Raw genomic sequence first — 25091 nt, 5'->3', positions numbered from 1 at the left:
TTTGATCCAGCATTTAACCGGCATAAAGACCGGTTCACCGTCGTTGAAACGGCGACGGATGCTTTAACGAAGTTCCTCGCCGCACTCCGGGCACTTCGAATCGTTCACCACGAGGAAGCCAGAGCGATAGCCGCAGTGCTTACAGTGAGCCCCGACAACCAACGAAGCTCCTCCTTGCCGCCGGTCCGGCACCAGAGCACCGCCGCAGATGCAAGTCGGCGCCCCGCCTGAAGTGTCGAGCACACCCGTCCCGGTTCCGCAGCGGCTGCACACGTAGCCCACCCGAACGTCAATCGAAGTCACCGCGTGCCACCAATTCTCACACCCGTCACGCTCTTCACGTCCTGACCGGAGGCCGACACGCGGGCTCCAGCGGCAAACCGAACGTTCTCGCCACCGCTCTCGATCGAAACGCCGACGACTTCGTCGGCTTGGTGGCCGGATGCCTCAATCAGGCCCTCAATCACCACCTCCGAGGAGGTCGCCGCATGGGAGGCGCCCGAAAGGGCATCGTCGATCTTGCACAGCAGCTCAACGATCACATCCTGCTTGAGCCTCGCAGCCTCGGCGTCCAATGCGTCCTGACGACCAAGAAAGATTTTCCCCAAGGAACCCACAGGGTCGGAAAAAGCACCGAACAGCGCAGAAACCGCATTCCTGTTCACTACTGCCTTGCCTCGAGCTTTCAACCCCTCTTCAAGCCGTGCCTCGATTGCTTTGAGGTCCATAGGATCGCCTCCAAAAGGGGGATTATGGTTCCTCGCTCGATCAAAGCACGTTCGCTATGCACGCGACTTCCACGCTGGCGCTCTGCTCCTGCCCGACGGTCCCGAAGTGCACCCGATCAAAAATCGTGTTCACTTTGGTGTTGTTGGTCGCGGAAAGGTCCGGTGGCGCGGGGTTGTAGGGGTAGTTCCAGTCTTCCGACATGAACGGCCAGGACCCGACCAGATGGAGGCCGGTAAACGTCGCCGAAAGCGCGGCCACGTCCTTCATGCACCATTCAACCCAGATGGCCGCCTCGGTCAGCCAGCGCGGGTCGTTCACGCTGTCCGAGCACCATGCAGGCGCCGGGAGGATCAAGATCTTGACGTTCGGGAGATCAGCCTTGATCGACCTGATCTGGATGTCCAGGCCCAGTCGCATGAACTGAAGGCGCTCGGCTTGGCTGTATGCGCTTCGGTCTAGGTTGAGGTCGTTGGCCCATGGCGCCAGCGTGATGACATCTGGCGCCGGCACGCTGTGCTGCGCGCGGTACCAGCCGAAATCGTAGACATAGAAGTTGCCAGTCTTGTCCGGATCGTCCGCATAGGACAGCTCTTTTTCCGATGCGGTGTTCCGAAAGCACCAAGTCGGGTTGTTCGTCTTGTCCGTGACAGTAGCAAGCCGGAGGAAGGGATTTGCGAACTTCGTGCTGTCCGGCCCAGGTGGTGCAAGCGTGTGCGGCGTGGGCACGCCGTTGACGTTCGAAAGGTTGTCCTTTCCGATGAAGTTTCGGTATGCCCAGAATCCGCGAGCCTCACCACGCAGTCCCTCCGTCGCGGTGGAAAAGTACGTGCCGACTGGTATCACGGTTGCGCCGAGGCCTTCGAGCTGCGTCTTGATCTCCGACATCATCCGAACTTCGCCCAGTGAATCTGCTATCCGCAGGTGACGGATGGTCTTGCCATTCAGTGCATTCGGCGCGGCCACGGCGCAGGTGATCGTCTTGATGTATCGCTTGTCGGGTTGGGCGTTGTGCCGGTAGCAGAGCTGAAAGGTGGCACCGAGCTGCGCCGGGTCAAGTTTTATGGAATCACCCACGGGCTGGAAGCGATCAGCGATTGAGGAGCCGTTGGTGTCGAGCCAAAAGGCGATGTCGGTGCGTACAGTGTTCTGGAAGTCAGCGAAGCATGGCGCCCGGTACAGCCGCATCGGCTTGTTCTGAACGAAATACATCGTGTCGGGCAGGATCATCCGCTGCACGAGCGGATCGAATGCTGCGCCGCCGCTGCTCGGGACTTCGCTGCCGCTGGTGTCGATCAGCTTGATTTGTCGGCGCGAATCGAGCGGTGCGTCGAGCTTCTGGCCGTAGACCTCGGCCACGACTGCGCTGCCGACTGGCGGCACACCACTGCCGGCAGCCATGGCTCCGATCACGCCGGTGGACTTGTTCACGTAGACCCACAACAGGCCATTCGGAAACGGCATCGTGAACGCGACGCTCGGCTGCGAGGCGACGGAGCGATAGCCATCGCTCCAGACAGCGATTCCGCTGGAGCTGGCCAGGGAGAGCGTCAAGGTGGCGAGATTGATCGTGAGCGCCGCATCTGCGAAGTACGCGCCGGCCATGGTGCGGGCAGGGTCGGCATACTCGGCGCCATTCGTCATGACCAGCATGATGTTGCTGGTCGACGGCTTGTAGAGCACGTTGTTTAGCACCACTGCGAGCAAGGGCCAGTTCGGCGGCGGAGGGGCGCCGAGGTTCCACGCCGCGAGGGCGCCTGTCACTGGGTGCGCGTGGATGGAAACCAAGCCGGAGGGCGCGGAAATTGGAACACTCTGGCCCGCAGGAATCTGCAGGAACCCCCCGTTGTCGTTGCGTTTCGAGGGAACAAAGCCGAGCGCGCTGGTCGAAATGCGAAGCGTCGGCCCCTGCATGTTGATGGTGATCGCTCCACCGATCAGGGGCCGGAACGGCTCCATCGGTCCGGCCAATCGCTGCGACTGCAACACGACAATCCGGCCGTCCGGATCGTTCGCGATAGCCTTTTCCCGGAAGAGGTACGCCAGCAGCACCACGCCCCCGGGCATGGTCGATCCAACACCAACCGCCACACCACCAACGCCCGTCGCTGGGTCGTAGTAGAGGCGCATGAAGACGCCAGTATCGGCCGCAAGGAAATTGATGACTTGCGGATTGATTGGCAGCCGGTTGCTCCGATAGAAGAATGCCGAGCCCGCGCCGATGGTGACTGTCCTTGCCGACATGTCAATCGTGATCGCAGATTCCGGGCTGACGGTAACCATCGAGGCATAGAGCACCGACTGAGCCGTGGCACCAACCGGACCAATTGGGGTAGCGACGGTCCCGCTCGTCTTCGTATAGGCCTGCCAGCCGTCCGGCCCTGGTGCTGCGAATATTCCACCGATCGGGATCGAGTTGTCTGCAAGCGCGAGCGGCACGCTCGGACGCGAGTTGGTCATCGCGAACGCCAAATCTCGGGCAGCGAACGTCTCGTCTCGTGCGATCTCAGAGCGGGTTGCTTGCTCGGTCGCAAGCGCCGCCTTGCTGCTGGCTAGCGCAGCAGCGGCGCCGACCGTCTCGTAGTCCTCCATCACCTGCTTCACCGTGTCCACGGCGGCTAGGGTGCGTGACGCGGACTCGCCGGCTGCATCGGCAAACGTGTTGGCATCTGCGACCGCCTTCTCGGCCGCATAGACCGGCGGATAGGGCGGCTGGTTGATCTTTGCCGTGTGAACCGCTTCACCAGCGCCGGCGGGTACGGTGAGGATTGCCGCGAGCAGTTGCTGCCCACTGGCCTGCACCAGCATGTCGTAGTGCGTGCCGCCATCGTTGCTCGTGTTGGGCCACACAGGGGCCACGTAGTCGCCGGGCTTGGCCGGGTCCTCGGGCAGAACCCAGTTCAGCGGCACGATGTCATTGTCGTCGGCCTGATAGGACGACAGCCGCAGGGTGACCTTCGCGCCCGGCAGAGGCGCGCCTAGCACCGAAAGAAGGTGCAGACGGAGGGTGCGCGTTGCGAGGGTCATTCGGCGTCCTCGGGAGCCTCGTAGGCCGGCAGCTCGGCGATCAGTTCGTCGCGGGTCGGCTCCTCGCGATGGCCGGCTTGCACCTGGGCGAGCAGCTCGTAGCAGGCCGCCCACACCATCGAGCGCCACGCGCGCAGAGCCTGGCCCTCGCGCTGGAACCGTGGCACGGCCGGTTCATCGGCATAGCTCACGGCCGAGGCGATGCTGTCGTACCCGTAGACGCGCGACTGGGCGTCGAGCTCGGCCTGCACGGCGTCTTGAAGCGCCTTCAAGCGCTCTTCGAAGGTTGGTGGCGTGGGTTCGGGCGCCTGCTGCTCGCTTTCGTCCTGCACGGGCTCCACCGACAAGATCACCCAGGCACCATCTCGGAAGCAGGCCACCTCGGAGCCGTCATCCTTGACGGCAGGCGGCGCGATCGTGGTGGCATAGGCCGAGATCAGGTAGACGCCCGGCTCGCGGGGCGACATGTCGGCGGGACGCGAAGAGATGTATGCCCCGGTCACCGGGTTGTAAGCGTGCTCAAGTTGGATGTCGTCGGTCATAGGGCCTCGCTCAATACTTCAGGTAGAAGGGCCATGCCACATTGCGCGGGCGCGCTTCGGTGCCCTGCGACGCCAGCGTGATGCCCGTGGCGCGGTTCTGGATGCTGATCCCGGTGGACGCTGCGTTCACGGTCACACCGTGCTGGTGGTCCGGCTCGGTGGGCAGCGTGGCCTCGGAGTCGGTACTAAACAGAGAGGGCGTTGTGCCCGTGGCGTCCACATCCGAGACGCGGGGCGGAATCTTTGCTCCGCCGTGGTTGTGCTCGCCGGCGGGCGCGGTGCTGCCGGAATGGGCGTGCTGTGGGTCGGTCACAGCATGGTTGTGCATGGGGTCGGTCAGCGGGTGGTTGTGCGGTGCGTTGTCGCCGGCCTGCGTGGAGCCGATCAACCGGCCAATGTCCACGCCGCGCCCGTCGTCCAGTGCGCGCACGAACTCGGCCCCGATCAGAGGAATGCGGAAGGTCGTGGAAAGGTCGCCCGAGCTGAACCAGCCTTGCCGGCCTGCTGCCCATTCCGCCTCGGTGACCGCGCCCACGGCCTGCACATGCGCCCACAGCTCGGGATAGGCGACCCGCGTGAGCAGCGCGCCGTTCATGCGAATCCAGCCGGTCGGCGGATTCGGTTGCAGGAAGATGCCCACCCGGCCCGGCAGGTCGGAGCTGGCCGCCTGATTGATGTTCCGGATCGCGCGCACCAGCAGGTTGTAGGAGGCCGGGTTGTCGGGATCGAACTGCACGCCCGCGAGGCCGCCTGCTTTGAGCACTTCCATCAGGCTCCAGAGGATCGAATTGGCGTCCTTATCGCTCCAGGCGGTCGGCACGGCCTGCGCTTCCTTGTGCATGCGCTGGCCGGTGCCGGTGTGGGTGACGAAGCTGTCAGATTGCGTGTAGTCCACGGGTGGGCCTCATTTCAGGATGTAGACGGGTGCGAAGCGCGCGGGGAGCGTGCGGCCCAGCAGGCAAGCGAGGTCGCTGCTGGTTTTGGTGCCGTAGATCAAGCGATCGCCGACACGCGCCGTGCCGACGCGCATGCGGCCGGAGGGCAGGGTCACGGTGAGGTACAGCAGGCCGTCCAGGCGGCCCAAGCGATCGCCGATGCGATGGCCGACACGAAGCGGCGTGTTGTAGGCAACGGTGACCGTGTAGCCCACGGCGAGGCACATGGCCTCAATGACGGACGGCGCAGCCGGGCTGGAGTCCTCGAAAGGCAGGACCGCCCCCCGCAGGCGCATCAGCAGCAGGTAGCGGCGTTCCTCGATGCTCTGATCGGTGCCAAAGCAGAGATCAGGCAGGCCCGTGGCTTCCTCCCACTCGGCGAGCCGCGTCATCGTGGAGTGCGGTTGCCACTCGGCGACGGTGCGGTGGGTGAACTGGTGCAGCGCGTCGAACATGCCCGCGATCGCGCGCATGGTGCGCATGAGCACCGAGTCGGGATGGCGCGGCCACGCGAAGCCCTGCGGCAGCAGATAGACCAGGGCCTGCAGGAAGCGCTCGATCACACGAACTCCACTGTGCCCAGCACGAGCAGCTCATCGAAGCTCGCGACGGTCAGGAAGCCGCCGCTGTAGACCTCGGGCTCCATGAGCGTGTGATTGAACTCGCCGCGCGAGCCGCTGATGACCTCCACGAGATGACCCATGGGCATGCCCTGGCCGGGCGTGGCCTCGCGGAAAAACAGGTCTTGCAGGGCCGCGATGACCTGCAGGCGCGTGTCGGCCGAGTCGGGTGCGAGCCGCACCTTCACGTTGACGATCTTCGCCTGCGGGAGGATCACGAACAGTTCATCGGGCGGGCCACGGCGCGGATCGCGGATGTAGTCGAGCACGAGCTTGCGCTGCCCGGCCGTGGGGATGCCGGGCGCCGCGTTGCCGTCCGCCATGATGATCACGCCGGCCGAGGTCGGGCCCGCCGGGTTGCGCACACCCCATGCGCGCGTGATGCCGGGCAGCTCCATGGCCCAACGCGCGTAGTCGGCCGGCGCGCCGCCCAGTGGCGGATTGCTCAGGCGCTGCTGCAGGCGGAAGACGGCTTGATCGTCCTTTTCCACGTCGGTGCCGCCGCTGACGCCATCGGCACCGACGACGAACTGCGAATCGATGCCGGCCTGCACCGACACGAGCGACAGCGCGGTGCCGGCGGCGAGGTTGCCCGCCGTGCCGGCCAGCAGCGCGACGATGCTCCCGGCCACCACGCCGGCCGAGACCGCCGCATCGGCCGTGAACCGGTATTGCCGGCCGTCGCCGGCCTGCAGCAGCGAGCCAGCGGCGAGCAGGTTGCCGTTCAGACCCGTGCCGGAAACCGCTCCACCGGCCGCATTGGCCGCTTTCCGGGGCAGTCCGTAGGTGGACAGCCACCCGTCGAGAAATTCGCCTGCAGACTTGATCGGGATGGCTTGGCGGGCGATGAAGTCGCGCAGGTAGCGATAGGCGCCGTGCAGGCCGACCGCCTGCACGAACGCGAGCACCTTCACGTTGCTGCGCGCCAGCTCGAGATCGGTAGTCGAGAGCTGCGCCGGGATCGTGGACTGCCCGGCCTGGGCGAGCGACTCCTGCAGGAGCCGCGCCGCGTTCTGCTGCAGCTCGGCGATCTGGGGGATCGCGACGTTCAAGGGCGAGCTGCTCATGCGCCACCTTTCCGCAGGCTCGTGGCCCAAAGCACGTCGTAGACCGGGGCGACCTGCCCGGGCTTGTAGATGGTCGGGCGCACTGCGAGGCGATCAAGCCTCGGCCCCGCCCACTCGGTGGTCACGTCGATCCGGCTGGCGATGCCGTCGCGCAGCATCCAGGCGAGCGCCTCTTGCGCGGCGAAGCGCGCTCGCTCGCGCACGTCGGTGACGGTCTTCGTCACGTAGCACAGCCAGAGCAGCGAGCCGAGCGAGTCCACGCGCGGGTCGAAGTCCTCGGCCATGAACTCGTCGCCCACCCAGCCGCGCCGGTTCTGCTGGTGCAGCGGCAACTCATCGTCCGGGCCGGCGCGGCGATCGCTGAACAGCGACAGAATCACGGCCGTGGCGAGCGTGTCTTCCAGCTCCAGCGCGTAGACCTGCAGCGCCTCGGCGCCCAGCGGCACGCGCACGCCGCTGGTGTAGTCGGTGAAGGGGAAGGACTGGGCCGGGCCGGGCGCCGTCAGGCGCCAGTCGAAAGGCACCCCGATGACCGCCGAGGCGGTGGGTGCAGGCTGGGGACGGGTTGCCACATCGAACATGCGGCAAGTCTCGCGAGAGAGGGCCTCGCGGTCATGGTGAAGCGCTTCACCAGCGCCGAGGCGCTACGACACCGTGCCGCTTTTCTGGTTGCCCCGCTCCACGTCGTCGTGGGTGTGGGTGTCGGACAGGTCCTTGTCGTTGAATCTCAGCGTTCCGCCCGTGTAGCGCGTGGTGCACTCGGCATAGTTGAGGTTCACGTTCTGGTAGTTGATCGTGCCGCCGGTCATGGTCGCCACACCCGGCCCGGTCAGACCAATGGTCAGCTCCTGAGTCTGCGTAAGGCCCGTCATCTCGTGCAGCGGCGATTCTTCGCGCACCTTGGTGGACGCCTTCACCGTCATGGTCTGCGTCTCGATCTCCACACTCTGCGAAGCCTTGAGCACGAAGCGATCGCACTCGCACTCGACCAAACGCCCGGCCTTGAGCGCGACGTAGTGGCCTTCCTTGTGCCAGACACGGACCTCATAGGCATCGACCCGGGGCCGCTCGGCGAGGCGGTCCATGCGCAGCACGATGGTGTGCCCCTGCCAATCGATCTTGAGGCCCTGGCCGTCCACCGGGTTCGCGGCAAAGCCATAGTCCTGAAACCGCTCGACGTTCTCCTTCGCGTCGTTCTCCATGGCGTCGCCGCGCACGCGCTGCACGAGCGCCTCGACCAGCCCACGGAAGGACGCCCGCCGAATCTGGATGAACCCCATCAGTAGCCCCCCGAAGCGCGATCGCGCGGCCCGCGCGGGTGGTTGGTGCGGTTGCCCCGGTTGCCCCAGTTCTTGCGCCTGGGCTTGCTCTGTAGCGGCACGGTGTCGTAGGCCTCGATCGGGCGCACCACCAGCTCGGTGATGTCGCCGTCCTGGCGGGTGCAGGTCTGGCGCACGCTCGTGATCAGCCACTCGGTGCCGTCCAGGCCGGCCACGTCGTCGTAGATCGGCACGCGCTCATTGACCGGCCACGCCTCGCCCTTGAACGTCCAGCCCTCGACCACGTAGCGGATGCCGTAGGCATGGCCCCGGCGCACGCGCACCGTGTGGTCGACCAGCGCCTGCAGCTCGGCCTGCGTCGTGTTGCCGTCCGCGTTGATCACCAGCGGCATGTACCGCCTGATCTCGGCGTCCTTCGCGTGCGCCTTGAGGCCGCGCGCGCTCTCGAAGTCATCGATGCAGTTCGACTGCCCGTAGGCGATGTACTCGCTATGCCGGTTCTCGTCGGTGCCGATGCCATCCATCGAAATGACGTTCAACCCCCGCACGATCGAGCCCTGGAAGCGCTTTTGACCGGCCTTCGTGAGCACCACATTGCCCGCGTTGTCCCGGGTCGCCAGCACGCCGCGCAGCCGCGCCGCGCGCGAGAGCGCCGACAGCACCGTCTCAGCGTGGTAGAGCTTGAAGTCCTTGATCGCCTCGCCCACGTCGGTGTCGATCTTCACCTCCAGGCCGTAGGGCGCCACGAGGTCGCGCGCAATCCTGTCAAGCCTGGCATTAAGCCACTGGCCGCCCTTGTGCACCGCCGAGCTGCGCACGAGATCACCGGCCCGATCCTTGCCGACGATGCGCATCCCGCAGTCCTCGCGGCGATAGAACGGCTCGGCCGCCAGCACGAAGCCCGTGATCACCTTGGTGTCGCCAATGAACACCTCGATGTCGTCCTGCCGCTTGATCGCGGGTGGCTCGCCGGGCGTGAGCGCTACCGGAATGTTGAAGGTGCCGCACAGCGCCTCCATGTCGCGATCGACCTCGCTCTGCAGCCAGCCGTCGAAGGTCTTCCCGTTCACCTTCACGCTGATGCGCGCATCGTCGCGGGTGTACTCCTGCGCTACGGCCTGGGGAACGGTCGCCATCAGCCGTGCCTCATCACCCGCAGGGCCTTGCCCGGCGGCACGAGCAGCGGGTGCTCGATGTGGGGATTCAGCCCGAGGATTTCGTCGGCGTACGCGGCCGTGCCATAGAGGTAGTAGCTGATGGCCCAGACCGGTTGCCATGCCTGGGGCGTGTAGTCGTCCAGGCGCACCACGTCGCGGCTCCTGGCCTGCATGTCCTTGAGGGCGGCGGTCTGCAGCGCGAGGACGCCCGCATGCCAGTCCTTCACCGGCAGCGCCTGGGGCGCCTGACGCAACGATGCGCCCGTGAGCAGCCGCGTGCACTGGTCGTTGACCATGCGGCGCATCGACATCACCGAGTCGTAGTCGGAGGCCGAGAGGTCGAGCTGCGCGGTCGCGCGCACGTAGGCCGCCGTCGCGAGCGTCTCGACGTACTGGTCGCACACCGCATTGACCCGCGCGAGCTGGGCGCGGGCGGCGCCATCGGTGCCCAGGAAGGCAGGATCACCGCGACCGAACATCACCAGCCCTTCGCCCGGCTCGGGCACGATGGGCACTTCGATGACGTTGCGGCGCAGGAGCGGCGCCATGACGAACAGGCCGGCGAATGCAGCCTGATAGCGGCCGGCCAGCGGCTGCGGGAGCTGCACGGGCAGCTCGAAGAGGCTCCGCAGCGCGCCGGCCAGCGCGCGCGGCTGCAGCACCAGCGCATCGAAGCCCTGGCTCGCGGCCTGAAAGCCTCCGATCAGGGCATTGCCGAAGTCGGCCAGCATGCCGATGTCGCCGAGATCGCCGAGGGCGCCGGACGCCGCGAGCGATCGCAGGGAGCCGAGGCCCTCCATCGACGCCAGCGATTCCAGGGAACCGAGCGCTGCAGGCGCGCCAAGGCCACCCAGCGCCCCCAGGCCGCTCGCAAGCTCCCCGACCTGACCCCACACCGCATCGAGGGTCGATCGCATGCTGGAGCGCGCGGAATCCGCGACCCAGCCCTGCAGGCCGTCGAGCTCGAATTCCGCGGCGAACTGCTCTTCGGCCGCATCGGCCGCTTCGTCGGCCGCGTCCTCGGCATCGCCCTCGGTGTTGGGCACGCCCGTGGGGTAGCGCCGCGACTCGGCGCGAATGAAGGTCAGCTCGAAGCGAGCGACGCCGCCCTCATAGGTCGGGTTCTCTTTGATGCCGAACCGACCGGCCACGTATGCGCGGATCGAGCCGGCGGTCGGGTGCACGAGCACGCCTTCGCCCGTGAGCACCTCGCGCAGTGCCTCGCGCTGAGCGATGTAGTCGTCGCCGATGACGTAGGCCGAGAACCGGATTTCCTCGGCTGCCTCGCCCATGCGGAACACAGTCGGCAGGTCTTGGAACGGGTACTCGCGCACCACCACCGTGTCGCCGGCCCAGTGCGAGATGTCGTCTACATGGAAGGGAACGCCCCGGAACGAGGCCGGCAGCAGTTGGTCAATCCAGCTCAATTGCCGGCTCCCGGGTTGGTGTTGCCCGCGTCGATGCGCACGAGGGAAGGCTGCTGCGTAACGGTGGTGCGCGTGGTCACGCGGTCGTCGCTGATCGAGACTGCGATCGACAGCTTCCCCTCGCCGACCTTCACCTCGGTGGACTGGCCCGGCTTGAGCGTCTCGGCCGTGGCACCCGGAGCGGTCAGCGTCACGAAGTCCATTCGGGGGATCGGCAGGCCGCTGGCGAAGCGGCCATTGATGGCCCCCTGCACGGTCGGATCGGGCGACGGCGTGGTGCGGTCCAGGCGCCTCGGGTCATCGAAGCCTCGGCCACGGTAGCCGGCATTCTCGCGGTCCATCGCGTAGAGCCGCTGGATGTCTTCATCGCTCGGCCCCGTGAACGCCTCGATCAGCATCAAAGGATTGAGCGCGCCGAATCCGCGCGCCAACATGCTGGCCTTAGAGGCGCTGGAGGCGACGGCGGCGGCCTTCGCGGCACCCCCAGTGGCGTCAACCGCCGCCGCGCCTTCAGCAACTGCAACCGCTGCGGGCGTGCCGCGCAGCAGGTTTGAAAGATAGCTAGCTCCCGACTTGAATGCCCGTGCGCCGAGCCATGCGCCGCCCACCACCCCAGCACCAAGAGCTGCGCTGCCGGCGCCCGGGTTGTCTTCGAAGAATCCTTGAAGCGGCCCACTCACGAAGTTCGCCATGCGATCGAGCATTGGCTTCGACGCATCGCCCGCCTGCTTGGCGATCTGCGCTCGAACGTTCTCGATCGTGCCGCCGAGGGCCTCCAGCTTGGCCGCGAAGGTGCTCATCTTCATCTCGATGCGCTGATCGAGGTTGGCTTGGTTGTCAATGGTCTGCAGCGCCGATTCGTAGCCCTCTAGACCCTTGGAGATAAGAATCTGGGCCGGCCGACTGGCCTCAACGCCGAACAAGCGATTCGTGACGTGCTGCTGCTGAAGCGGGTTCAGTGTTCGGAGCTTTGACAGCTCTTGGAGCATGTTTAGGTTCCCCTTGAACACACCCTTTTCATCAAAGAACTTCATGTCGATTCCGTGCTCGCTGAGCAGTGCTCTTGCCTCCTTCGCCTCCGCGCTCTTTCGACTTAGTCGGGCGTCGATCTGCCCAAGGCGGCGCAGCATCTGCGCGTAGTTGGTGCCGAACGAAGACCCTTCGAGGCCTACATTCGCCGCCATACCTTGAATCGCCAGAGTCTCGCGCGTTTGGGCCAACCCCTTGATGCCCATCGCGTTGTAGGTGTCAGCCGAGTACTTCGCGGTCTCGAGGTAGTCCTGCGGCTTGATACCGAAGCCGAAGTACGCGCGCTGGACCAAGTCCGCTGCGGGCACAAGCTCATCATCATTTAGGCCGTGGGCTTCTCGAAGCTTCGCGATGGTCTCGGCGGCTTGCTCCTGAGGCATCGTCAGCAATGCGCCGACATAGCTGCTCGCTCTCAGTCCGCCATTTGCGATCACGGCGGTGGGCACACCCTGAGTCTGCAAGCCACGCGCGGCATGCATGAAATCCTTCGTCCCACCCGGCAGCTTTTCGCCAAGAGCCTTTGCCTCGGCGGCGATCCTCTCGAAGTCCTTCGACACCCTTCCTGTGGAATCGAGCATCGCGACCTTGAGGTCTGAAGTGGCGGATTCAAGGTTGCTGTAGTCGCGAACGAACGGCGTCGCTACGCGCTTCGCTCCGTAGTAGGCGCCCGCCGCCCCTGCGGCGTATTCAGGGGCCTTGTCAGAAAGGTTGGCGAGCGAGGTTCTGAGCCTCGACACCCGCGCGTTTGCCTGATCTACCGAAGCCGACAGCCGCTGCACATAGGCGACTTGGCGCTCGGTGCTGCTGTTGTAGCCAAACCGCGTCACCACGCGATCCAGCGCGGTGAACTTGTTCGAAGCGCCCGTGAGCGAATCCTGCAGCAGCGCGGTGTTGCGCGTCGTCTTGCTGTTCAGGTCGTTCCAGTTGGTGAGCTTGTTGCTGGTGCCGGTGATCGCGGCCTGCATCACCTTCTGCGACTTCTCGATCGCCTCTGCGTCGGCCTTCGCCCGAGCGCTGATGTTCGAGACGAGATCGATCAGGTATCGCAGTTTCAGCTCACGCATGGGTCAACCTCCAGCCGCCGCGATCTCAGCGTGCATCCACTGCAGGCGCGCCAGCGGCTCCCGCTCCAGCGAAGTCGTTGAGCATTTGAGGGCCAGACTCACCCGCAGCAGCATTCGCTCCCACGTCCGAAGTCTGGCCCACGGGCTGAGGGGCGGCGCTCGGCACGACGCCGCCGGAGAGGGCATGGAAATCTTCGCGCGTGATCACGCCGTAGCGGACCTGGGCGGCCAGCTCGATCAGGTAGACCCGCTGTTCGATCAGGCGGAAGTCATGCTCGCTGAGCTTGCCGACCATCTTGCCGTCGATCACCGCCGCCGGAATCTTCGCGCCGTCGCACTCGAAGGACTCGATGTGAAGAACGGTCATCGCGAAACTGAAATCGGCTCTGCTCACCAGCAGCTCCGCCACACCGCCCACCGTGGCGACCCGCTCGGCTTGCCGAATCGCTGCGCGTTCTTCGGCGATGCCCGTCTCGCGCAGGCGGACGGTGCGATAGCGGATGACGGCGCCCTCGCGATCGACGGGGAGCCCGTCAACAAGGGTCAGGGAGAAAAGGTCCGGAATGCCCGGGGCGGAGGTGATGGGGGTGGGCTGGGGGTGCATGGCGCCGAGTTTCCGCGCCGCGCGTCTGCGGGTCATGGTGAAGCGCTTCACCGCCCCAAAAGCAAAGGGGCCGGTCAACACCGGCCCCCTATCACCACAGTCCAGGCCTCGCGGCCTCTTCAACGTTCCATCAAATCCACTGGATCGGCGCCAGCACGTTCAGCGTGACATCGACCGATCCCGCGCCGATGACACCCAGCGAAGCGAACGAACAGCGCGGCATCAGCGCCCGCTTGCCGTTCACCTTGTCGCGGCACACCACCTGCGAGTCGCTCACGAACGAGAAATCTTCGACCGACTCGTTCGCGCCGAACTGCAGCTTGAAGGTGACCGTCGTGGGAACGCGTTTGCGCGACGTGTAGTCATCGCCCTGGGAGCTGGGAACCACCGTGTTCTCGCTTCGGGCCGCGCCCGTGATCTGCGCGGTGCTGTCCTCGATCGCGATGGGCGCGCCGTCGATCACCAGTTCATCGATGTGGAAAAGACTCTTTTCGCCTGCCATGTGTTTCTCCTTGGTTGCGGGTTGGCGTGGCGTCAGACGGTGCCGCCGACGACTTCCGAGTTGACCTCGGTCTGATAGTGCTGCGTCACGAGCACCGGCTGATCGATGATGCGCAGCTTCTGATTCACGCCGTCGATCTCGACCACGAGCGTTTCCTTGTAGTAGCTCGGGTTCTGGCACAGCGCCACGTCGGTGAACACCTTGTAGATGCCGAGCATGATTTCTTCGGCGAGCTGCGCCGTCATGATCTTCTGGCCCGGGATCGGGTCGGTGATGTACTGGGCCAGCTTGTAGCCCCGGTACTTCGTCTGGAACTCCGTCACGTTGTACCAGCGCTTGTAGCTCGCGGTCTTGAGCCAGCACACCTCGGCCATGGAGCGATCGGGTGCGCCTGCGCTGCTGAGCGTGTAGTTCGTCACCATGCGCAGCAGGTTGGCGGTGGAGTCCTGGCCAACCTCCAGCGGCGAAGCGCCGGCCTGCAGGAGGTTGTTCATCTGGTCGATGGTCCAGTGCTGCGCGGGCTTCGGCCCGACGTAGCCCAGCAGCGGGATGCCGGTGTGCGGCACGGCCGGGTCCTTCGAAGCCTGGCTCTCGATCGCGGCGCCGGCCATGGCGGCGGTTTCCCACGGGTTCGTCAGGTCCTTGGTCGTGGCGATGGTGTGGACGTGCGGGCTGTTGCGGCCGTTGAGGAACGTGGTGATCTCGGACTCGGTGCCGCGCATCGCGTTGATCACCATGCCATCGCGCATGTTGTTCGCCTCCCAGCGCGCCGCCAGCTCGGTTTCGAGCAGGTTGAGGTTCGTGCTGTCGAGGAAGGGGCACACGATCTCGGTCGGCCGGCTCAGACCGATCGCCGTGATGACCGGCGACACGTCCGGATTCACCGCGCCGAAAGCCATCGCGGGAATCGTCAGCGTGAGGCCTGCGGGCAGCCGATCCTCGTCGTAGAAGGCGCCGCGCACGTCGATGCTGTTGCCTGTGGGGCCGCCCCACTTCGCGGTCAGCTTGACCTCGCCGGGGTTGGCGCCAGCGGCGGCCGTGACTTGAAGCGAGGTCTGCGCACTGATGGCCGCGATCAGCTTCGTCGCGACGGTCGCGTCGGTGTCGGAGGTCGTGACGCCCACGCTGATGCGCTTGCCGTGGATGTAGAGCATCACCTCACCGGAGAATGCCACAGTGCCGCCCGTGTTCGCGACCACGATCGTGCTGGTGGCCGAGATCGGCGTATTGCCCGGCGCGATCGCGATGCAGTCGATCGGCAGGCCCAGGTCTGCATTCGCCTTGGCCGCGCGCCACATCGCCAGCAGCATCGAGCCTTCGCCGAAGCGCTCGATCGCATCCGTCTCGGTCGAGACGGTCAGCACGGTGTTGAGGGTCGCGCTGCCGGCCGTGAGCTTGTGGCCGATCAGCAGCAGCCGGCGGGGCATGCCGCGCAGGCCACGGATCGCGCGCTTGAAGTCGATCTTGTTGGCGACGAACGGCACCAGGAAGTTGAGGCTCAGGAGGTTGGGAATCGACATGGGTTCTCCAGTGATCGAGGGTTGAAAGGGCTTAGATCGAGGCGTCCACGATCTCGAAGTCGCCGTCATCCAGACGGCGCAGCGTGGTGGCGGTCACGGTCTGCGGCGTGGGCACGCCCGCGACGAAGAAGGCGCCCGTCTCGTTGTTCTTGAGGCGCACACCCTCGGCGACAGCGACGTGAACCATTTCACCCAGGCGGGGGCGAGCAACGGCCTTGGGCGCGTTTTCGGGTGTGGCGGCGGTGCTGGCATCGACTTCGAGCTGCGCGCTGCTGGCTGCGGTCCTGGCGGGCTTGGCGGTGGTGGTTCGGGTCATCAGGGCTCCTGCGGAAAGTGAATGGCATCGGTCACGGCCAGCGGTGGCCGGTCCGGATTGACGGGCGCGGGGACGGCGCCTGGCTGGTAGTGCTCATCGATGTGAATTGCGAGCAGGTCGAAGAGCTGGCCGGGCTGGGCGTTCACCTTGAGGTCTTGCGTCCAGCGCACCACCCATAGGGCCTGAGTCTGAGCATCGACCGCCCGGCTGTAGAGGTTCTCTGCCGTGGGGTCTTCGTCCAGGGGCATGAGCGAGACAGGTTCGTCGGCCGGATCGATGCGCCACTTCGACAGCGCCGAGCAGAGCATGTCCGCGAGCAGCATCGCGCCGTTCATGCGCTGTACGCGGTTGGCGTGCTTGTAGGCGACGAAGGCCGCCATGCTGACCGAGCGCACACCCCGACCCGCCACACGCTTTCCGCTCGGCTTCGGCGTCCAGCCGAGGCACGCGATGAAGATCGCGGGGCATGTGTAGCTCTTGAACGGGATCTCGGCCGAGCTGAACTCGCCGCCGTAGGGGAGCACCTGATTCACGAGCTTCTTGTCAAAGCTCTCGCGCACGTAGGCGGTCACCTTGTCGAGGAGAAGACCGCTCATTGCAGTGCCTCGATTTCCGCGATCAGGATGTCGCCGATCGCGCGCTCTTGCGTCGGGCCGACACCCATCACCGGCCGGGCATCGATCTTGGTCTTCTTGCCTCGCCCGGTCTTGCCGCCAAAGTGGTTGATTGCCGCGTAGACGAGATCGGAGCCGATGGCGGTGCCGCCCGACACGAGCTGGAAGACGTAGCTGTCGTACAGGTGATGCTTGTCGATCAGCGTCTTGCCCACCCGCGCGATCGCGGCCTTGCTCTGCGGCATGGCCGAGCCGTCGTAGAGCTTCTGGCCGTCGAGGTTGTCCTGCACCTCGCCGACCATGTACTCGCCGATGTCCTCGCGAGCGCGGATGTAGCCCTCGGCGTCCGCAATGGCGAGGCGCGCGAGGTGCAGGCGGATCGGGTCGCTGTTGAATCCGGCGCGCAGCTCAACCCCGCTCATGGCCGACCCTTCCATGCGCCCATGCCGTGACCGGGCCACTGATACATGGTCTTCGATTGCCCCACGCGCGTGCCGCCGCTCTGCGGGACGGCTTGGCCGTTCGCCCCGGCGAGCTTGACCTTGCCCTTCGCGATGTCGCCCAGCCACGCGCGCCAGCCCTTGCAGCAGTCAGTCATCGCCTCGGTGCTGTTGTCGGGGTCGTCGGCAAGAGCGCAGCGGGTCAGCGCGAGGCAGCACTCTTCGAGCGTCCCGGCGTTGGCGTCCTCGGGCGAGAGCGGCAGCACCACCGCAGGCCGAAGGTAGCCGTCCATGAAGTTCGATTGCGTTTCGAGCTTGCGCGTGCAGCGCGCCACGGCCGAGAGGGCCGCATCCTTCTCCTCCTGGCTCGGCGAGCCCGTCCACGAGCCCGCAAGCGCATCCTTGAGGAGCTGCGCGGTCAGCAACTGCTCTTCATCTGCGAGGAGCTGCACGGTCTCCTCGAGGCCGTAAGACTCGATGAAACGTGCGGGCGTGGCGTAGGGCATCGATCAGGCCTTGGTGGCGGTCTTGGCCGCGGGCTTGCGACGCGCGCGCTTTCCGGCCGGCGCCTTCTTTGCGGCGGGGGTCTTGCGTGCGGGCGGCGCTTCGGCGGCGCCGCTGGCGATGCTCGGGGCGGCGCTGCCTTCGGCCGAGGGGGCGCCCGAGTCATCGCCTGCACCCGCCTCGCCATCGCCATCGCCATCGCCATCGCCATCGCCATCGGCATCGGCATCGGCATCGGCATCGGCATCGGCATCGACATCGGCATCGGCATCGACATCGGCGTCGGCGTCGGCGTCGGCGTGGTCGCCAAGGGATTCGCCCGCTTCGTAGGCGGCGATCTCGGCCTCGGTGGCGGGCCGTGCGGCGCCGCAGTCGATCACGACCTTGGCGCGCTCGGGCGAGAGCTGCACCGGTTCACCCTCCGGGATGACCTTTCCCTTTTGGCGAAGGGCCGACAGCGCGATCAGCAACTGCAGCCCGAGAAGAATCTTGCTCATGTGCAACTCCATGTGTGAAGAACAAGCGGCGGGAGCCTGGGCGACAAGCCTTCCCCGCCTTCGCTATGACCTCTGCGCTCGCCCCGTCGCCCGGTTCTGCGCTTCATCGGCTGGGCGCGGTTATTCGCGCCCTCAGGATTTCCTTAGGCGCTGATCGCGTTCTGAACGAAATAGCCCAGGTCGCCGGCCGTGATCAGCTCCTTCACCGACTCGCCGGCCCGCACGCGCACGCCGCCGCGCATGCCCACGTCGGCGTCCTCGATCACGCCCCCGACCTTGTCGCCGTACTCGGCGGTGAGGCCGAAGGTCACGCCCGCCTGGGTGTCTGCTTCCTTGTTGCGGCAGATGAACGCAGCGTGATTGCCCCACACGCGGGCGAGCGTCGGCTGCTGGCCGGGCTTTGCGGTATTGAGGCGGGCATCGCCCACGAGGATTTTTTCGACACCGATCTCGGCCGCGAGTGCGGCGAGCGACACCTTGCCCGCATCGGTGTTGTTGCCGAACACCGCCTTGCAGACCTTCGGGTGGCGCTGCAGCTTCGAGGCCACGCGCCGGCCGAAGATGGCGATGTTCGGGCGCATCACCATGCTGTCGAGGAGATCATCGATCTGCACCAGGGGATCGCTGCCGGCGTAGTCGTCCCAGAATTCATCGGTCATCACGACCTTGTTGCCGGCCGCATAGGAGGTGGCGTTGAAGATCAGGTCGGCCACACGCTTCTCGCGACGGTTCTGCACCGACTGCATCACCAGCTTCGCGGCCCGTGCCTGGGGATCGGGCGCCGAGACGTTGCCGCCAGCCGCTTGTCGTGCGTTTTCCCAGGCGAGCTGATCCGCGTTCGGCACGGGTGCGTCGAGAGCGTGGTCTTCCACGGTCGCCGACAGTTCCTTCGAACCCCAGTCGAGCTGGTTGGGCGCGCTCTTGCGGCCGACGCGAGTCTCGGGTGCGAGGAACGCATCGGCGAGCTCGTGCTGCAAGTAGCGGAACGTCTCGGTTAGCACCGGCACACGCGGCATGGCCTCGTCGGCGATCAGGTTGCCCTGCGTGTAGGCGATGGCGATCGCGGCGAGCGACGGGACGATGACAAAGGGATGGTTCATGGTTGCGAGTCCAGTGGTTGCGTGAAGGTGGAGCGAGCGGGCTGATCAGCGACGCGCGTGCGGCTCAGACCACGCCGGGGGCGTACAGGTAGGTGATGACGTCATCGGCGACGCCTGCGATCTCGGCGAAGCCGATGATTCGATTGCCGGTGGTGGTGGTCGCGATGGCCTTGCCGGCCGCGTTGCTGGTGAGCGCATCGCCCGCAGCCACGGTGCCCCCGAGACGAACCTTGGGCACGGGGCCGACCGCCTGATCGACCATTTCGCCGGCCACGTGGTCCAGTTCGTCGCTGGTGCCGAGCAGCTTGTCGGTAGCGGCAGCGGCCACCACACAGCTCATGTCGGCGGTGCCGGCCTTGATGATCAGCAGCTTGCCGACGGCGCCTTCGGCCACGCGGCCACGGAAATCGGAATTGATGGGCATGTGAGGTGCTCCGGTAGTTGAGGGAGTGAGGCCGGCGCTCAGGCGCCTTGGTTCGTGACGTGCGCCACCGCCGCGTCGATGCTGATCTCGCGGCCTTCCTTGGCCTCTTGGGCTTGAAAGGTGCTGGCCGCCTTCGCGATGGCCTTCGAGTCCTTGAGGTCGATCGCAGAGGTGCCCGGGTCATCGCTCACCTTGGTGGCGCGGCCCAGCTTGATCACGGGCGTGCGCGCCGCCATGAACTCCGCGAAGAAGGCGGCCGGCGTCTTCTTGGCGTCCTTGCCGTCGCCGGCCGCGAAGGTGAATTCGGACTCGGCGTCTTCGAGGGCGCCCATGAACTCGGCGAGGCCCACTTCTTCGGCCGGCAGAACTTTGCCTTCGGCCTTCCAGCCCTTAATCAGGCCGCCGATGCGATCGCTGCGGACCTTGCCGCGAAGCTGCGTCAGCTCTTCGTCCTTGGACGCGAATTCGGCCGTCGCTGCGGCCTTGCCATCGGCGAGTGCCTTGGCGATGGCTGCATCGAGGTCTTCTTTGGAAATCGACATGGAACCTCCGGAGTTGTCGGATTGAGAAAAGAGACGGCCGGTGTCGGCCTCCTGAAACTGCGTGCGGGCCTGGCTTGCGCCTTCGATCACGCTGTCGATCTGCCACTGCGGGAGCACCTTGTCGGCTTCTTCGATGCCCTTGTCGGCGACGATCGCCTCGCGCAGGCCGCGCAGTAGCTTTCCGGCGGACTCCATCGCCCAGACCAGCGCATAGCCGGGGGCGGCGAACTCGTGCGAGTCGCCATCGGTGCCTGCGAACTCGACCGGCTGCAGGCCGTCGATCGCGGGCGGCTTGGCACCGAGCCAGCCGACATGCCGGATGCGCCAGCCGTTTTCCTTGTCGGGGAAGACGCTCACCGAGCGATTGCGGTAAGCACCGGACTTCACGCCCGCCTCGAAAGCCGGGTTGATGTCATCGAAGCGGGCGAAGAGCGAATCGCCCTCGCGCTTGTATTCGGCCACCCAGCCGTAGGCGGGCGAGTCCATCTTCGGGTGACCGATGACGGCGGGGGCGGCGCCGAGCTTGTGGTTCTCGGCCATCTCATCGAGGTCGGCCTGCGAGAACGTGATCGGGCGGCCCTTGGTGTCGATGTGCGAACCCGCCTTGAAGACCTCGACCCAGCCCGCGAGGCCGGTCATGGTGTTGGGTTTGGTCGAGGTCTTCGCGGTGGGCGGTACGGCTTTAGGCATGGCCGCACTTTGCCGATCCGACCCAGAAAAGTACCGGTGAAGCAGTTCACCGGCAGACTGGGTTTGGAGGGGGGATGAAAAAGAGGGCCTAGGAGCCCTCGGAGCCGAAAGTCGGCCGGATGTATCAACTTGGCCGGCGCGCCGTTTTCAAACGGGTTTCCGGCGGTTTCAAACGGGGTTCCGCGTCCTAGGTCCGCCCACCGGTCAGACCGAACGGGTTGTTTGCGTTGCCGGACCCCGTTTCGACCATCGCGGGAGGCTCGTTCGCCGGCTCGTCCTCGCCGCCGAACAGGTCCATTGTGAACGCATCGCGGCTGTCCGCATAGCCGCCCAGGATGTTGAAGACATGGCGCCGCGTGTAGCCGGTGCGCTCGGCGATCTCGTCCACGTCGAGGCCCTGCGCCTTGGCCCGGCGCACCTGCTCATGCCGCAGCTCGCGCAGGTACGAGTCCACCTTTGGCAGTAGGAGCGACTCGCCCCCGTACTCCTTCACGAGCTTGTCGAACGCGACCGCGCCGAGCAGCAGCGCCAGCTCGTTACCTTCGCGTGCCTTGTGGGGGACGCTGATGCGACCACCGCCCATCGCGCTCACCAGCACCAGGGCATCGTCCATGCCGAGCACGCGCACCAGCTCGCGCAGCGCGGGCGGCAACGCTTCGAGGTTCACGGCGGGAGCGGCTTCGTCGCTCATCACTCGACCTGCGCCCCCACGCGCTTTCCCCATGCCTTCAATTCTTCGATCAGCTTGTGGAGTTGCCCGCTGTCGGCGAAGCGCAGGCGCTCGATCGGCCCGACCTTGCCGTGGCTCTGGCGCTTGGCCCAGGCCTCGACCGCGCTATCGCAGCTCGCAGCCGTCTCGGGCCGCTCGACCGCGCCAACGTCGGCCAGCGCGTACCACAGCGCCCGCAGCTTCTTGTGCTGCGGTGCGTCCAGGCGCTTCGCACCCCCGCGAGGGATGACCTCGAAGCCCATGGCCTTGAAGTGCGTCAGCAGCATGTTGCGCTCGGCGTGTGTGAGGTCGGCTGCGCTGGTCTTCGTGGTGCGGGTCGCGGTCTGGATGGCGTGCTCGTAGTCCTCGCGCGTCATGCCGTGCCTGTCCGCGAAGTGCTTCTTCGCCATGTGTATCAGGCCCAGTTCGCGGCGGCGCGTCGCATCCCACGAGCTGGGCGCCGCGTTCTTCGGGAACGGCTTTTTGTTGATGACCTCAGGAACTGGCTTCACAGGACCTCCGAAAGAGCTTGGAGCACGTCGTGAGCCTGCGGCGGGCACACGGCATTGCCGAGCATGTGCACGGCCAGCTTGTGGTTCGTGGGCATCTGGTACGTGCCGCGAAAGCCCATCGCCGCCCGGTCTTCTTCCTTGGTGAGCATGCGCATGCGATCGCCATCGACCACCGCCCATCGGTCCACCGTGGTGATGGTCCCGATCGGGCGAGAGAGGCAGCGACCCGTGAGGCCCGACCCGCTGCCGTAATACGGCATCAGGAAGCGATCGCCGAAGCGGGACCGACCTGCAGCGACGCGTGCAAGCGTGGCTGCTTTGCGCTTGCTATGGACGACAGGCTTCCACTGGCCCGCTCCGAAGTCGATGAACGACGAGGCGGGAACATGGTCACGCTTGAGCAGCCGCAGCGCGATCGGATGCTGGCTGCGCGTAGCCACGATGAACAGGCGGACTCGCTCTTGCGGCACGCCGCTGTCCGCCGCGTTGAGCAGCATGGGCGACAGCGCGTAGCCGAGTGCATGCATCGCCTCGCACCATGCGCGGTAGAGAACCCACTTGGTCGCGAACTGCTTGACGTTCTCGACCACGACGGCCGCCGGGCGATGGTAGGCAGCGGCATCGACCACGGCCCACGCGGTCGAGCGCAGCGCGTCGTGATGTGGCTTCTCCTTCCCACGAGCCGGGCTGTGACCCTGGCAGGCCGGGGACGCGAGCAGGATGTCGTGCCCTGGCACATGCCGCCAGTCGGCTTGCGTCACATCCTGGCAAGCGTGGATCGTGTCCGGGTGGTTGACTCCATGCCATTCCACGGCAGGAGGCCAGTGGTTGCCGGCCCACTTCACCGCGATGCCGGCTTGTCGCGCGCCCTCGGACATGCCGCCCATGCCCGCGAAGAGATCGATGGCGGTGAGGTCTTTCAAGCGCATTGCAGGCCTCCGCGCAGCATTTGCGCCCAGTAGAGGACGCGCACCTCATGGCCTTCCGTGTCGCGCCAGACCTCGCCGTCGAAGTGTCCGAGCCACACCGGCTCACCGGACGCTTCCGGGTCGAGCGTGATATGCACCGTGCTGTCGGCATCGGGCATGTCGGTGGCGACCGAAATCCACGTCACCACTTCGATGCCCTTGAGCTGCGGCAGCGGGTAGTAGGTGCCCGGCCCGCAGACGGCGATACGGGCGGCGAGAAGTTCATCAGGCGCGGTGCGCTGCAGCTCGCACAGCACAGCCTCGGCGGCCAGCGCGCGGCCCTCCATCGTTTCGAAGGCGCATCGGGCGTCGTGCGAGGTCTTGGCGCCCTTGATGGCGCCCGCCCACGAGCGCAACGTGCAGGAGGCGATCTCTGCCTCGCTGATCGCCTCGTCGCGCTCCCTCATGAACTCCGTGCTCGCGATTCGCGCGCGACGTGCTTCATCGAGCAGCGTGCTATCGGGCGCGGTGCGGCGCTCGATGCAGTCAGGCGCCCAGTCCGGCGTTGCGCCGAAGTGCACCCGTGCGCGGCGGTATCCGCCCCGCGTGAATGTGAAGGTTTCGCCGCAGTGAAAGCAGCACCAACCATTCGGCGGCGGCATGTAGGTGTCCGGCTCGGCCTCGGCGTTCACTTCGCTGCGCTCCCAGCGACCTTGCGGCGCTTGAGGGCCACTGCGCCGATCCAGTAGAGGACCGCACCGAGCCCGCCGAAGAACATCAGCGCCGGGATCATCCAGGCGAGCAGCTCGCCCGCGACCGACACGAACAGCGTGGCGAAGCGCGAGGACGCGTAGACGGGCTCGATCCACCAGACCCACAGGCCCATCAGGCTGGTGCCAGTGAAGACGGTCTGCTGCGCAACCATGCCCCACAGGCGCGCGGGCACCGCGTACCGCAGCCACACGGCATTGCTCGCGAGAAAGAACGCGAAGCCCCAGCCGGGATGAAAGTTGGTCGCGAGCAGGATGGCGCCGATCGCGCCGAGCACGGCGGCAGTCCACTCGGTGGACTTCGAGGCGCCGCGCCGGCCTTCGAGCTGGAACTGCAGCTCGAAGACCTTCGAGCGCAGCCATTCGATCTCGGCCTCTTTCGAGTGCCAATGGTCATCCATCGTCGGCTCGCGGCTGGTGTCGATCAGGAAGTGAATTGCGGGGGTGCTATGCGTCATGTTCGTCTTGCCTTTCGTGAAGCGCCGACCTCCGACGCTTTAGGAAAAGCCCCCGGCGCGAGGCCGGGGAAAGATCGGTTGCCGGCAAACCGGTCCAACTCGATCAAGGAGACAACTGGGTCAAACGTCGGTCGGACCGATCGGCGTCTTGGGCTGCTCGGTGTCCTCCACTGGCCACCAGGGCGATGCGGGCTCGGTGTTCATCAGACCGACACCCCCCATCCCTTGCTGGGCCGGCCGGTGTCTACGTCGCGCTCACCGGACATCCATGCGCGCGCTTCGAGGGCGGCATCGAGCGCGTGCTGATCGAAGAGGTCATCGAAGGCGTCTTCGTCTTCTTCATCGCTGCCGAAGCGGTCGTAGATCACATCCATGGAGAGGCGCTCTGCGAGGACTTCGCGCTGCGCATCGATCGCCGCGTGGTTGTCGTCGCCGAAAGCCGTGCGGGGCTTCACAAGCTGCTTGACGTTGATCAGCGCAAGGATTTCTTCGGTGATCTGGTCGTCCGTCGGACGCTGGTTCTTCGCGCTCATACAGCCGCCACGTCCAGAGTGATCGGCACATACTCGCCGCTCGCGTCATCGCGCTCGTAGAAGCGCGTGTAGGCCTTCGTGCTCGCGACCTGCATGCTTTCGTTGATCGCCTTCATGGCCTTGACCCACTTCTCGTCGGTGATGTCCAGCCGGCGCAGGCTGAGCACGCGGCCCACGCTGATCTCGCCGGCCTTGTCCACCTGAAAGGCATGGCCGACCAGCACCTTGATCTCGGCTTTGCTGCCCTTGCCCCACTCGTGGATGCATTGGTCGATCAGCTCCTTCGCGTGCTGCAGTCGTTCATCGAAGGAAATCTTTTCTTGGACCTGCCGCACGATCTTGAACTTGCCGTCGAAGCTGGTCATCGTCACGTTGCCCTTGCCCTTCGTGCCACGCAGCTCGACGCCATACTCGGCCGCGCTGCGATCGATGAAGCTATCCATGCGCTCCACGGCGGTGAGCTTGAAGCCGGCGAGGCGGGCACTCTCGGCCTTGGCCTGCTCGCAAAGGCCGACCACGGTTTGATGGCGGTCCTTGTCGATGGGCTTGATCTTGCTCACGGGGATCAGTGCGC

29 protein-coding genes are annotated in these 25091 nt (G+C 65.9%); all 29 read right to left on the bottom strand.

Annotation, left to right across the window (positions count from 1 at the left end; genetic code table 11):
• Positions 1–299 precede the first annotated feature (299 nt).
• Positions 300–728 (bottom strand): hypothetical protein, encoded by a 429-nt coding sequence (locus R0232_RS06930; protein WP_431511672.1) that lies wholly within the window; start codon positions 726–728, stop codon positions 300–302.
• Between the two features lie 40 nt (positions 729–768).
• Positions 769–3753 carry a hypothetical protein gene (locus R0232_RS06925; RefSeq protein WP_431511671.1) on the bottom strand — a complete coding sequence of 995 codons (2985 nt, stop codon included), beginning with the start codon at positions 3751–3753 and terminating at the stop codon, positions 769–771.
• Positions 3750–4295 carry a hypothetical protein gene (locus tag R0232_RS06920; protein ID WP_431511670.1) on the bottom strand — a complete coding sequence of 182 codons (546 nt, stop codon included), beginning with the start codon at positions 4293–4295 and terminating at the stop codon, positions 3750–3752. The genes R0232_RS06925 and R0232_RS06920 overlap by 4 nt, the downstream gene beginning before the upstream one ends.
• Before the next feature lie 10 nt (positions 4296–4305).
• Entirely contained in the window at positions 4306–5190 is an 885-nt protein-coding gene (locus R0232_RS06915) for a hypothetical protein (protein WP_431511669.1), read from the bottom strand.
• A 9-nt stretch (positions 5191–5199) separates the two neighbouring features.
• The gene (locus R0232_RS06910) at positions 5200–5793 is read right to left on the bottom strand and encodes a putative phage tail protein (protein WP_431511668.1); all 594 of its coding nucleotides are present in this window, start codon (positions 5791–5793) and stop codon (positions 5200–5202) included.
• Positions 5790–6917, bottom strand: coding sequence for a baseplate J/gp47 family protein (locus tag R0232_RS06905; RefSeq protein WP_431511667.1), 1128 nt, complete (start codon positions 6915–6917; stop codon positions 5790–5792). Before R0232_RS06905 ends, R0232_RS06910 begins: the two co-directional genes overlap by 4 nt.
• A complete protein-coding gene (locus R0232_RS06900) occupies positions 6914–7489 on the bottom strand; it encodes a phage GP46 family protein (protein WP_431511666.1) in 576 nt (191 codons plus the stop codon). The genes R0232_RS06905 and R0232_RS06900 overlap by 4 nt, the downstream gene beginning before the upstream one ends.
• 72 nt (positions 7490–7561) lie before the next feature.
• Entirely contained in the window at positions 7562–8197 is a 636-nt protein-coding gene (locus tag R0232_RS06895) for a phage baseplate assembly protein domain-containing protein (protein WP_431511665.1), read from the bottom strand.
• Positions 8197–9333 carry a phage baseplate assembly protein gene (locus R0232_RS06890; RefSeq protein ID WP_431511664.1) on the bottom strand — a complete coding sequence of 379 codons (1137 nt, stop codon included), beginning with the start codon at positions 9331–9333 and terminating at the stop codon, positions 8197–8199. Before R0232_RS06890 ends, R0232_RS06895 begins: the two co-directional genes overlap by 1 nt.
• Positions 9333–10781: a DNA circularization protein gene (locus R0232_RS06885; RefSeq protein ID WP_431511663.1), complete on the bottom strand. Its 1449-nt coding sequence runs from the start codon at positions 10779–10781 to the stop codon at positions 9333–9335. Before R0232_RS06885 ends, R0232_RS06890 begins: the two co-directional genes overlap by 1 nt.
• Complete coding sequence (locus tag R0232_RS06880) at positions 10778–12874, bottom strand: phage tail tape measure protein (RefSeq protein ID WP_431511662.1); 2097 nt, start codon at positions 12872–12874, stop codon at positions 10778–10780. The genes R0232_RS06885 and R0232_RS06880 overlap by 4 nt, the downstream gene beginning before the upstream one ends.
• Positions 12875–12899: 25 nt before the next feature.
• Positions 12900–13514 carry a phage tail assembly protein gene (locus R0232_RS06875; protein ID WP_431511661.1) on the bottom strand — a complete coding sequence of 205 codons (615 nt, stop codon included), beginning with the start codon at positions 13512–13514 and terminating at the stop codon, positions 12900–12902.
• Between the two features lie 94 nt (positions 13515–13608).
• Positions 13609–13980 carry a hypothetical protein gene (locus tag R0232_RS06870; protein ID WP_431511660.1) on the bottom strand — a complete coding sequence of 124 codons (372 nt, stop codon included), beginning with the start codon at positions 13978–13980 and terminating at the stop codon, positions 13609–13611.
• A gap of 32 nt (positions 13981–14012) precedes the next feature.
• On the bottom strand, positions 14013–15500 hold the full coding sequence (locus tag R0232_RS06865) for a phage tail sheath subtilisin-like domain-containing protein (RefSeq protein WP_431511659.1): 1488 nt from the start codon (positions 15498–15500) through the stop codon (positions 14013–14015).
• 31 nt (positions 15501–15531) lie between these two features.
• Positions 15532–15816: a hypothetical protein gene (locus R0232_RS06860; protein WP_431511658.1), complete on the bottom strand. Its 285-nt coding sequence runs from the start codon at positions 15814–15816 to the stop codon at positions 15532–15534.
• Positions 15816–16412: a hypothetical protein gene (locus tag R0232_RS06855; protein ID WP_431511657.1), complete on the bottom strand. Its 597-nt coding sequence runs from the start codon at positions 16410–16412 to the stop codon at positions 15816–15818. Before R0232_RS06855 ends, R0232_RS06860 begins: the two co-directional genes overlap by 1 nt.
• On the bottom strand, positions 16409–16852 hold the full coding sequence (locus tag R0232_RS06850) for a phage virion morphogenesis protein (protein WP_431511656.1): 444 nt from the start codon (positions 16850–16852) through the stop codon (positions 16409–16411). Before R0232_RS06850 ends, R0232_RS06855 begins: the two co-directional genes overlap by 4 nt.
• A complete protein-coding gene (locus tag R0232_RS06845; RefSeq protein ID WP_431511655.1) occupies positions 16849–17376 on the bottom strand; it encodes a phage protein Gp36 family protein in 528 nt (175 codons plus the stop codon). The genes R0232_RS06850 and R0232_RS06845 overlap by 4 nt, the downstream gene beginning before the upstream one ends.
• 3 nt (positions 17377–17379) lie before the next feature.
• Positions 17380–17871 (bottom strand): hypothetical protein, encoded by a 492-nt coding sequence (locus R0232_RS06840; RefSeq protein ID WP_431511654.1) that lies wholly within the window; start codon positions 17869–17871, stop codon positions 17380–17382.
• Between the two features lie 143 nt (positions 17872–18014).
• Positions 18015–18971 (bottom strand): hypothetical protein, encoded by a 957-nt coding sequence (locus R0232_RS06835; protein WP_431511653.1) that lies wholly within the window; start codon positions 18969–18971, stop codon positions 18015–18017.
• Between the two features lie 64 nt (positions 18972–19035).
• The gene (locus tag R0232_RS06830; protein ID WP_431511652.1) at positions 19036–19395 is read right to left on the bottom strand and encodes a DUF2190 domain-containing protein; all 360 of its coding nucleotides are present in this window, start codon (positions 19393–19395) and stop codon (positions 19036–19038) included.
• 38 nt (positions 19396–19433) lie between these two features.
• Positions 19434–20576, bottom strand: coding sequence for a hypothetical protein (locus tag R0232_RS06825; protein ID WP_431511651.1), 1143 nt, complete (start codon positions 20574–20576; stop codon positions 19434–19436).
• A 238-nt stretch (positions 20577–20814) separates the two neighbouring features.
• The gene (locus tag R0232_RS06820) at positions 20815–21318 is read right to left on the bottom strand and encodes a hypothetical protein (RefSeq protein WP_431511650.1); all 504 of its coding nucleotides are present in this window, start codon (positions 21316–21318) and stop codon (positions 20815–20817) included.
• Positions 21318–21746 (bottom strand): regulatory protein GemA, encoded by a 429-nt coding sequence (locus tag R0232_RS06815; protein WP_431511649.1) that lies wholly within the window; start codon positions 21744–21746, stop codon positions 21318–21320. The genes R0232_RS06820 and R0232_RS06815 overlap by 1 nt, the downstream gene beginning before the upstream one ends.
• Positions 21747–21844: 98 nt before the next feature.
• Positions 21845–22777 (bottom strand): DNA cytosine methyltransferase, encoded by a 933-nt coding sequence (locus tag R0232_RS06810; protein ID WP_431511648.1) that lies wholly within the window; start codon positions 22775–22777, stop codon positions 21845–21847.
• Positions 22768–23448: a hypothetical protein gene (locus R0232_RS06805; protein ID WP_431511647.1), complete on the bottom strand. Its 681-nt coding sequence runs from the start codon at positions 23446–23448 to the stop codon at positions 22768–22770. Before R0232_RS06805 ends, R0232_RS06810 begins: the two co-directional genes overlap by 10 nt.
• A complete protein-coding gene (locus R0232_RS06800) occupies positions 23445–23984 on the bottom strand; it encodes a hypothetical protein (protein WP_431511646.1) in 540 nt (179 codons plus the stop codon). The genes R0232_RS06805 and R0232_RS06800 overlap by 4 nt, the downstream gene beginning before the upstream one ends.
• Positions 23985–24187: 203 nt before the next feature.
• Positions 24188–24517, bottom strand: coding sequence for a hypothetical protein (locus tag R0232_RS06795; RefSeq protein WP_431511645.1), 330 nt, complete (start codon positions 24515–24517; stop codon positions 24188–24190).
• Complete coding sequence (locus R0232_RS06790) at positions 24514–25077, bottom strand: DUF3164 family protein (RefSeq protein WP_431511644.1); 564 nt, start codon at positions 25075–25077, stop codon at positions 24514–24516. Before R0232_RS06790 ends, R0232_RS06795 begins: the two co-directional genes overlap by 4 nt.
• Between the last annotated feature and the right edge of the window lie 14 nt (positions 25078–25091).

It is taken from the genome of Variovorax sp. DAIF25, from assembly GCF_050711835.1.
Taxonomy (GTDB): domain Bacteria; phylum Pseudomonadota; class Gammaproteobacteria; order Burkholderiales; family Burkholderiaceae_C; genus Variovorax.
Note: the sequence above shows the minus strand (reverse complement) of the source record. Positions and strands in the feature narration are given on the sequence as shown.

Bases quoted from the DNA above. Each gene is read 5' to 3' on its own strand.
- R0232_RS06930 (WP_431511672.1), bottom strand. From the start codon at position 728: ATGGACCTCAAAGCAATCGAGGCACGGCTTGAAGAGGGGTTGAAAGCT.
- R0232_RS06925 (WP_431511671.1), bottom strand. From the start codon at position 3,753: ATGACCCTCGCAACGCGCACCCTCCGTCTGCACCTTCTTTCGGTGCTA.
- R0232_RS06920 (WP_431511670.1), bottom strand. From the start codon at position 4,295: ATGACCGACGACATCCAACTTGAGCACGCTTACAACCCGGTGACCGGG.
- R0232_RS06905 (WP_431511667.1), bottom strand. From the start codon at position 6,917: ATGAGCAGCTCGCCCTTGAACGTCGCGATCCCCCAGATCGCCGAGCTG.
- R0232_RS06895 (WP_431511665.1), bottom strand. From the start codon at position 8,197: ATGGGGTTCATCCAGATTCGGCGGGCGTCCTTCCGTGGGCTGGTCGAG.
- R0232_RS06890 (WP_431511664.1), bottom strand. From the start codon at position 9,333: ATGGCGACCGTTCCCCAGGCCGTAGCGCAGGAGTACACCCGCGACGAT.
- R0232_RS06880 (WP_431511662.1), bottom strand. From the start codon at position 12,874: ATGCGTGAGCTGAAACTGCGATACCTGATCGATCTCGTCTCGAACATC.
- R0232_RS06875 (WP_431511661.1), bottom strand. From the start codon at position 13,514: ATGACCCGCAGACGCGCGGCGCGGAAACTCGGCGCCATGCACCCCCAG.
- R0232_RS06870 (WP_431511660.1), bottom strand. From the start codon at position 13,980: ATGGCAGGCGAAAAGAGTCTTTTCCACATCGATGAACTGGTGATCGAC.
- R0232_RS06865 (WP_431511659.1), bottom strand. From the start codon at position 15,500: ATGTCGATTCCCAACCTCCTGAGCCTCAACTTCCTGGTGCCGTTCGTC.
- R0232_RS06860 (WP_431511658.1), bottom strand. From the start codon at position 15,816: ATGACCCGAACCACCACCGCCAAGCCCGCCAGGACCGCAGCCAGCAGC.
- R0232_RS06855 (WP_431511657.1), bottom strand. From the start codon at position 16,412: ATGAGCGGTCTTCTCCTCGACAAGGTGACCGCCTACGTGCGCGAGAGC.
- R0232_RS06850 (WP_431511656.1), bottom strand. From the start codon at position 16,852: ATGAGCGGGGTTGAGCTGCGCGCCGGATTCAACAGCGACCCGATCCGC.
- R0232_RS06845 (WP_431511655.1), bottom strand. From the start codon at position 17,376: ATGCCCTACGCCACGCCCGCACGTTTCATCGAGTCTTACGGCCTCGAG.
- R0232_RS06840 (WP_431511654.1), bottom strand. From the start codon at position 17,871: ATGAGCAAGATTCTTCTCGGGCTGCAGTTGCTGATCGCGCTGTCGGCC.
- R0232_RS06835 (WP_431511653.1), bottom strand. From the start codon at position 18,971: ATGAACCATCCCTTTGTCATCGTCCCGTCGCTCGCCGCGATCGCCATC.
- R0232_RS06830 (WP_431511652.1), bottom strand. From the start codon at position 19,395: ATGCCCATCAATTCCGATTTCCGTGGCCGCGTGGCCGAAGGCGCCGTC.
- R0232_RS06825 (WP_431511651.1), bottom strand. From the start codon at position 20,576: ATGACCGGCCTCGCGGGCTGGGTCGAGGTCTTCAAGGCGGGTTCGCAC.
- R0232_RS06820 (WP_431511650.1), bottom strand. From the start codon at position 21,318: ATGAGCGACGAAGCCGCTCCCGCCGTGAACCTCGAAGCGTTGCCGCCC.
- R0232_RS06815 (WP_431511649.1), bottom strand. From the start codon at position 21,746: ATGGCGAAGAAGCACTTCGCGGACAGGCACGGCATGACGCGCGAGGAC.
- R0232_RS06810 (WP_431511648.1), bottom strand. From the start codon at position 22,777: ATGCGCTTGAAAGACCTCACCGCCATCGATCTCTTCGCGGGCATGGGC.
- R0232_RS06800 (WP_431511646.1), bottom strand. From the start codon at position 23,984: ATGACGCATAGCACCCCCGCAATTCACTTCCTGATCGACACCAGCCGC.
- R0232_RS06795 (WP_431511645.1), bottom strand. From the start codon at position 24,517: ATGAGCGCGAAGAACCAGCGTCCGACGGACGACCAGATCACCGAAGAA.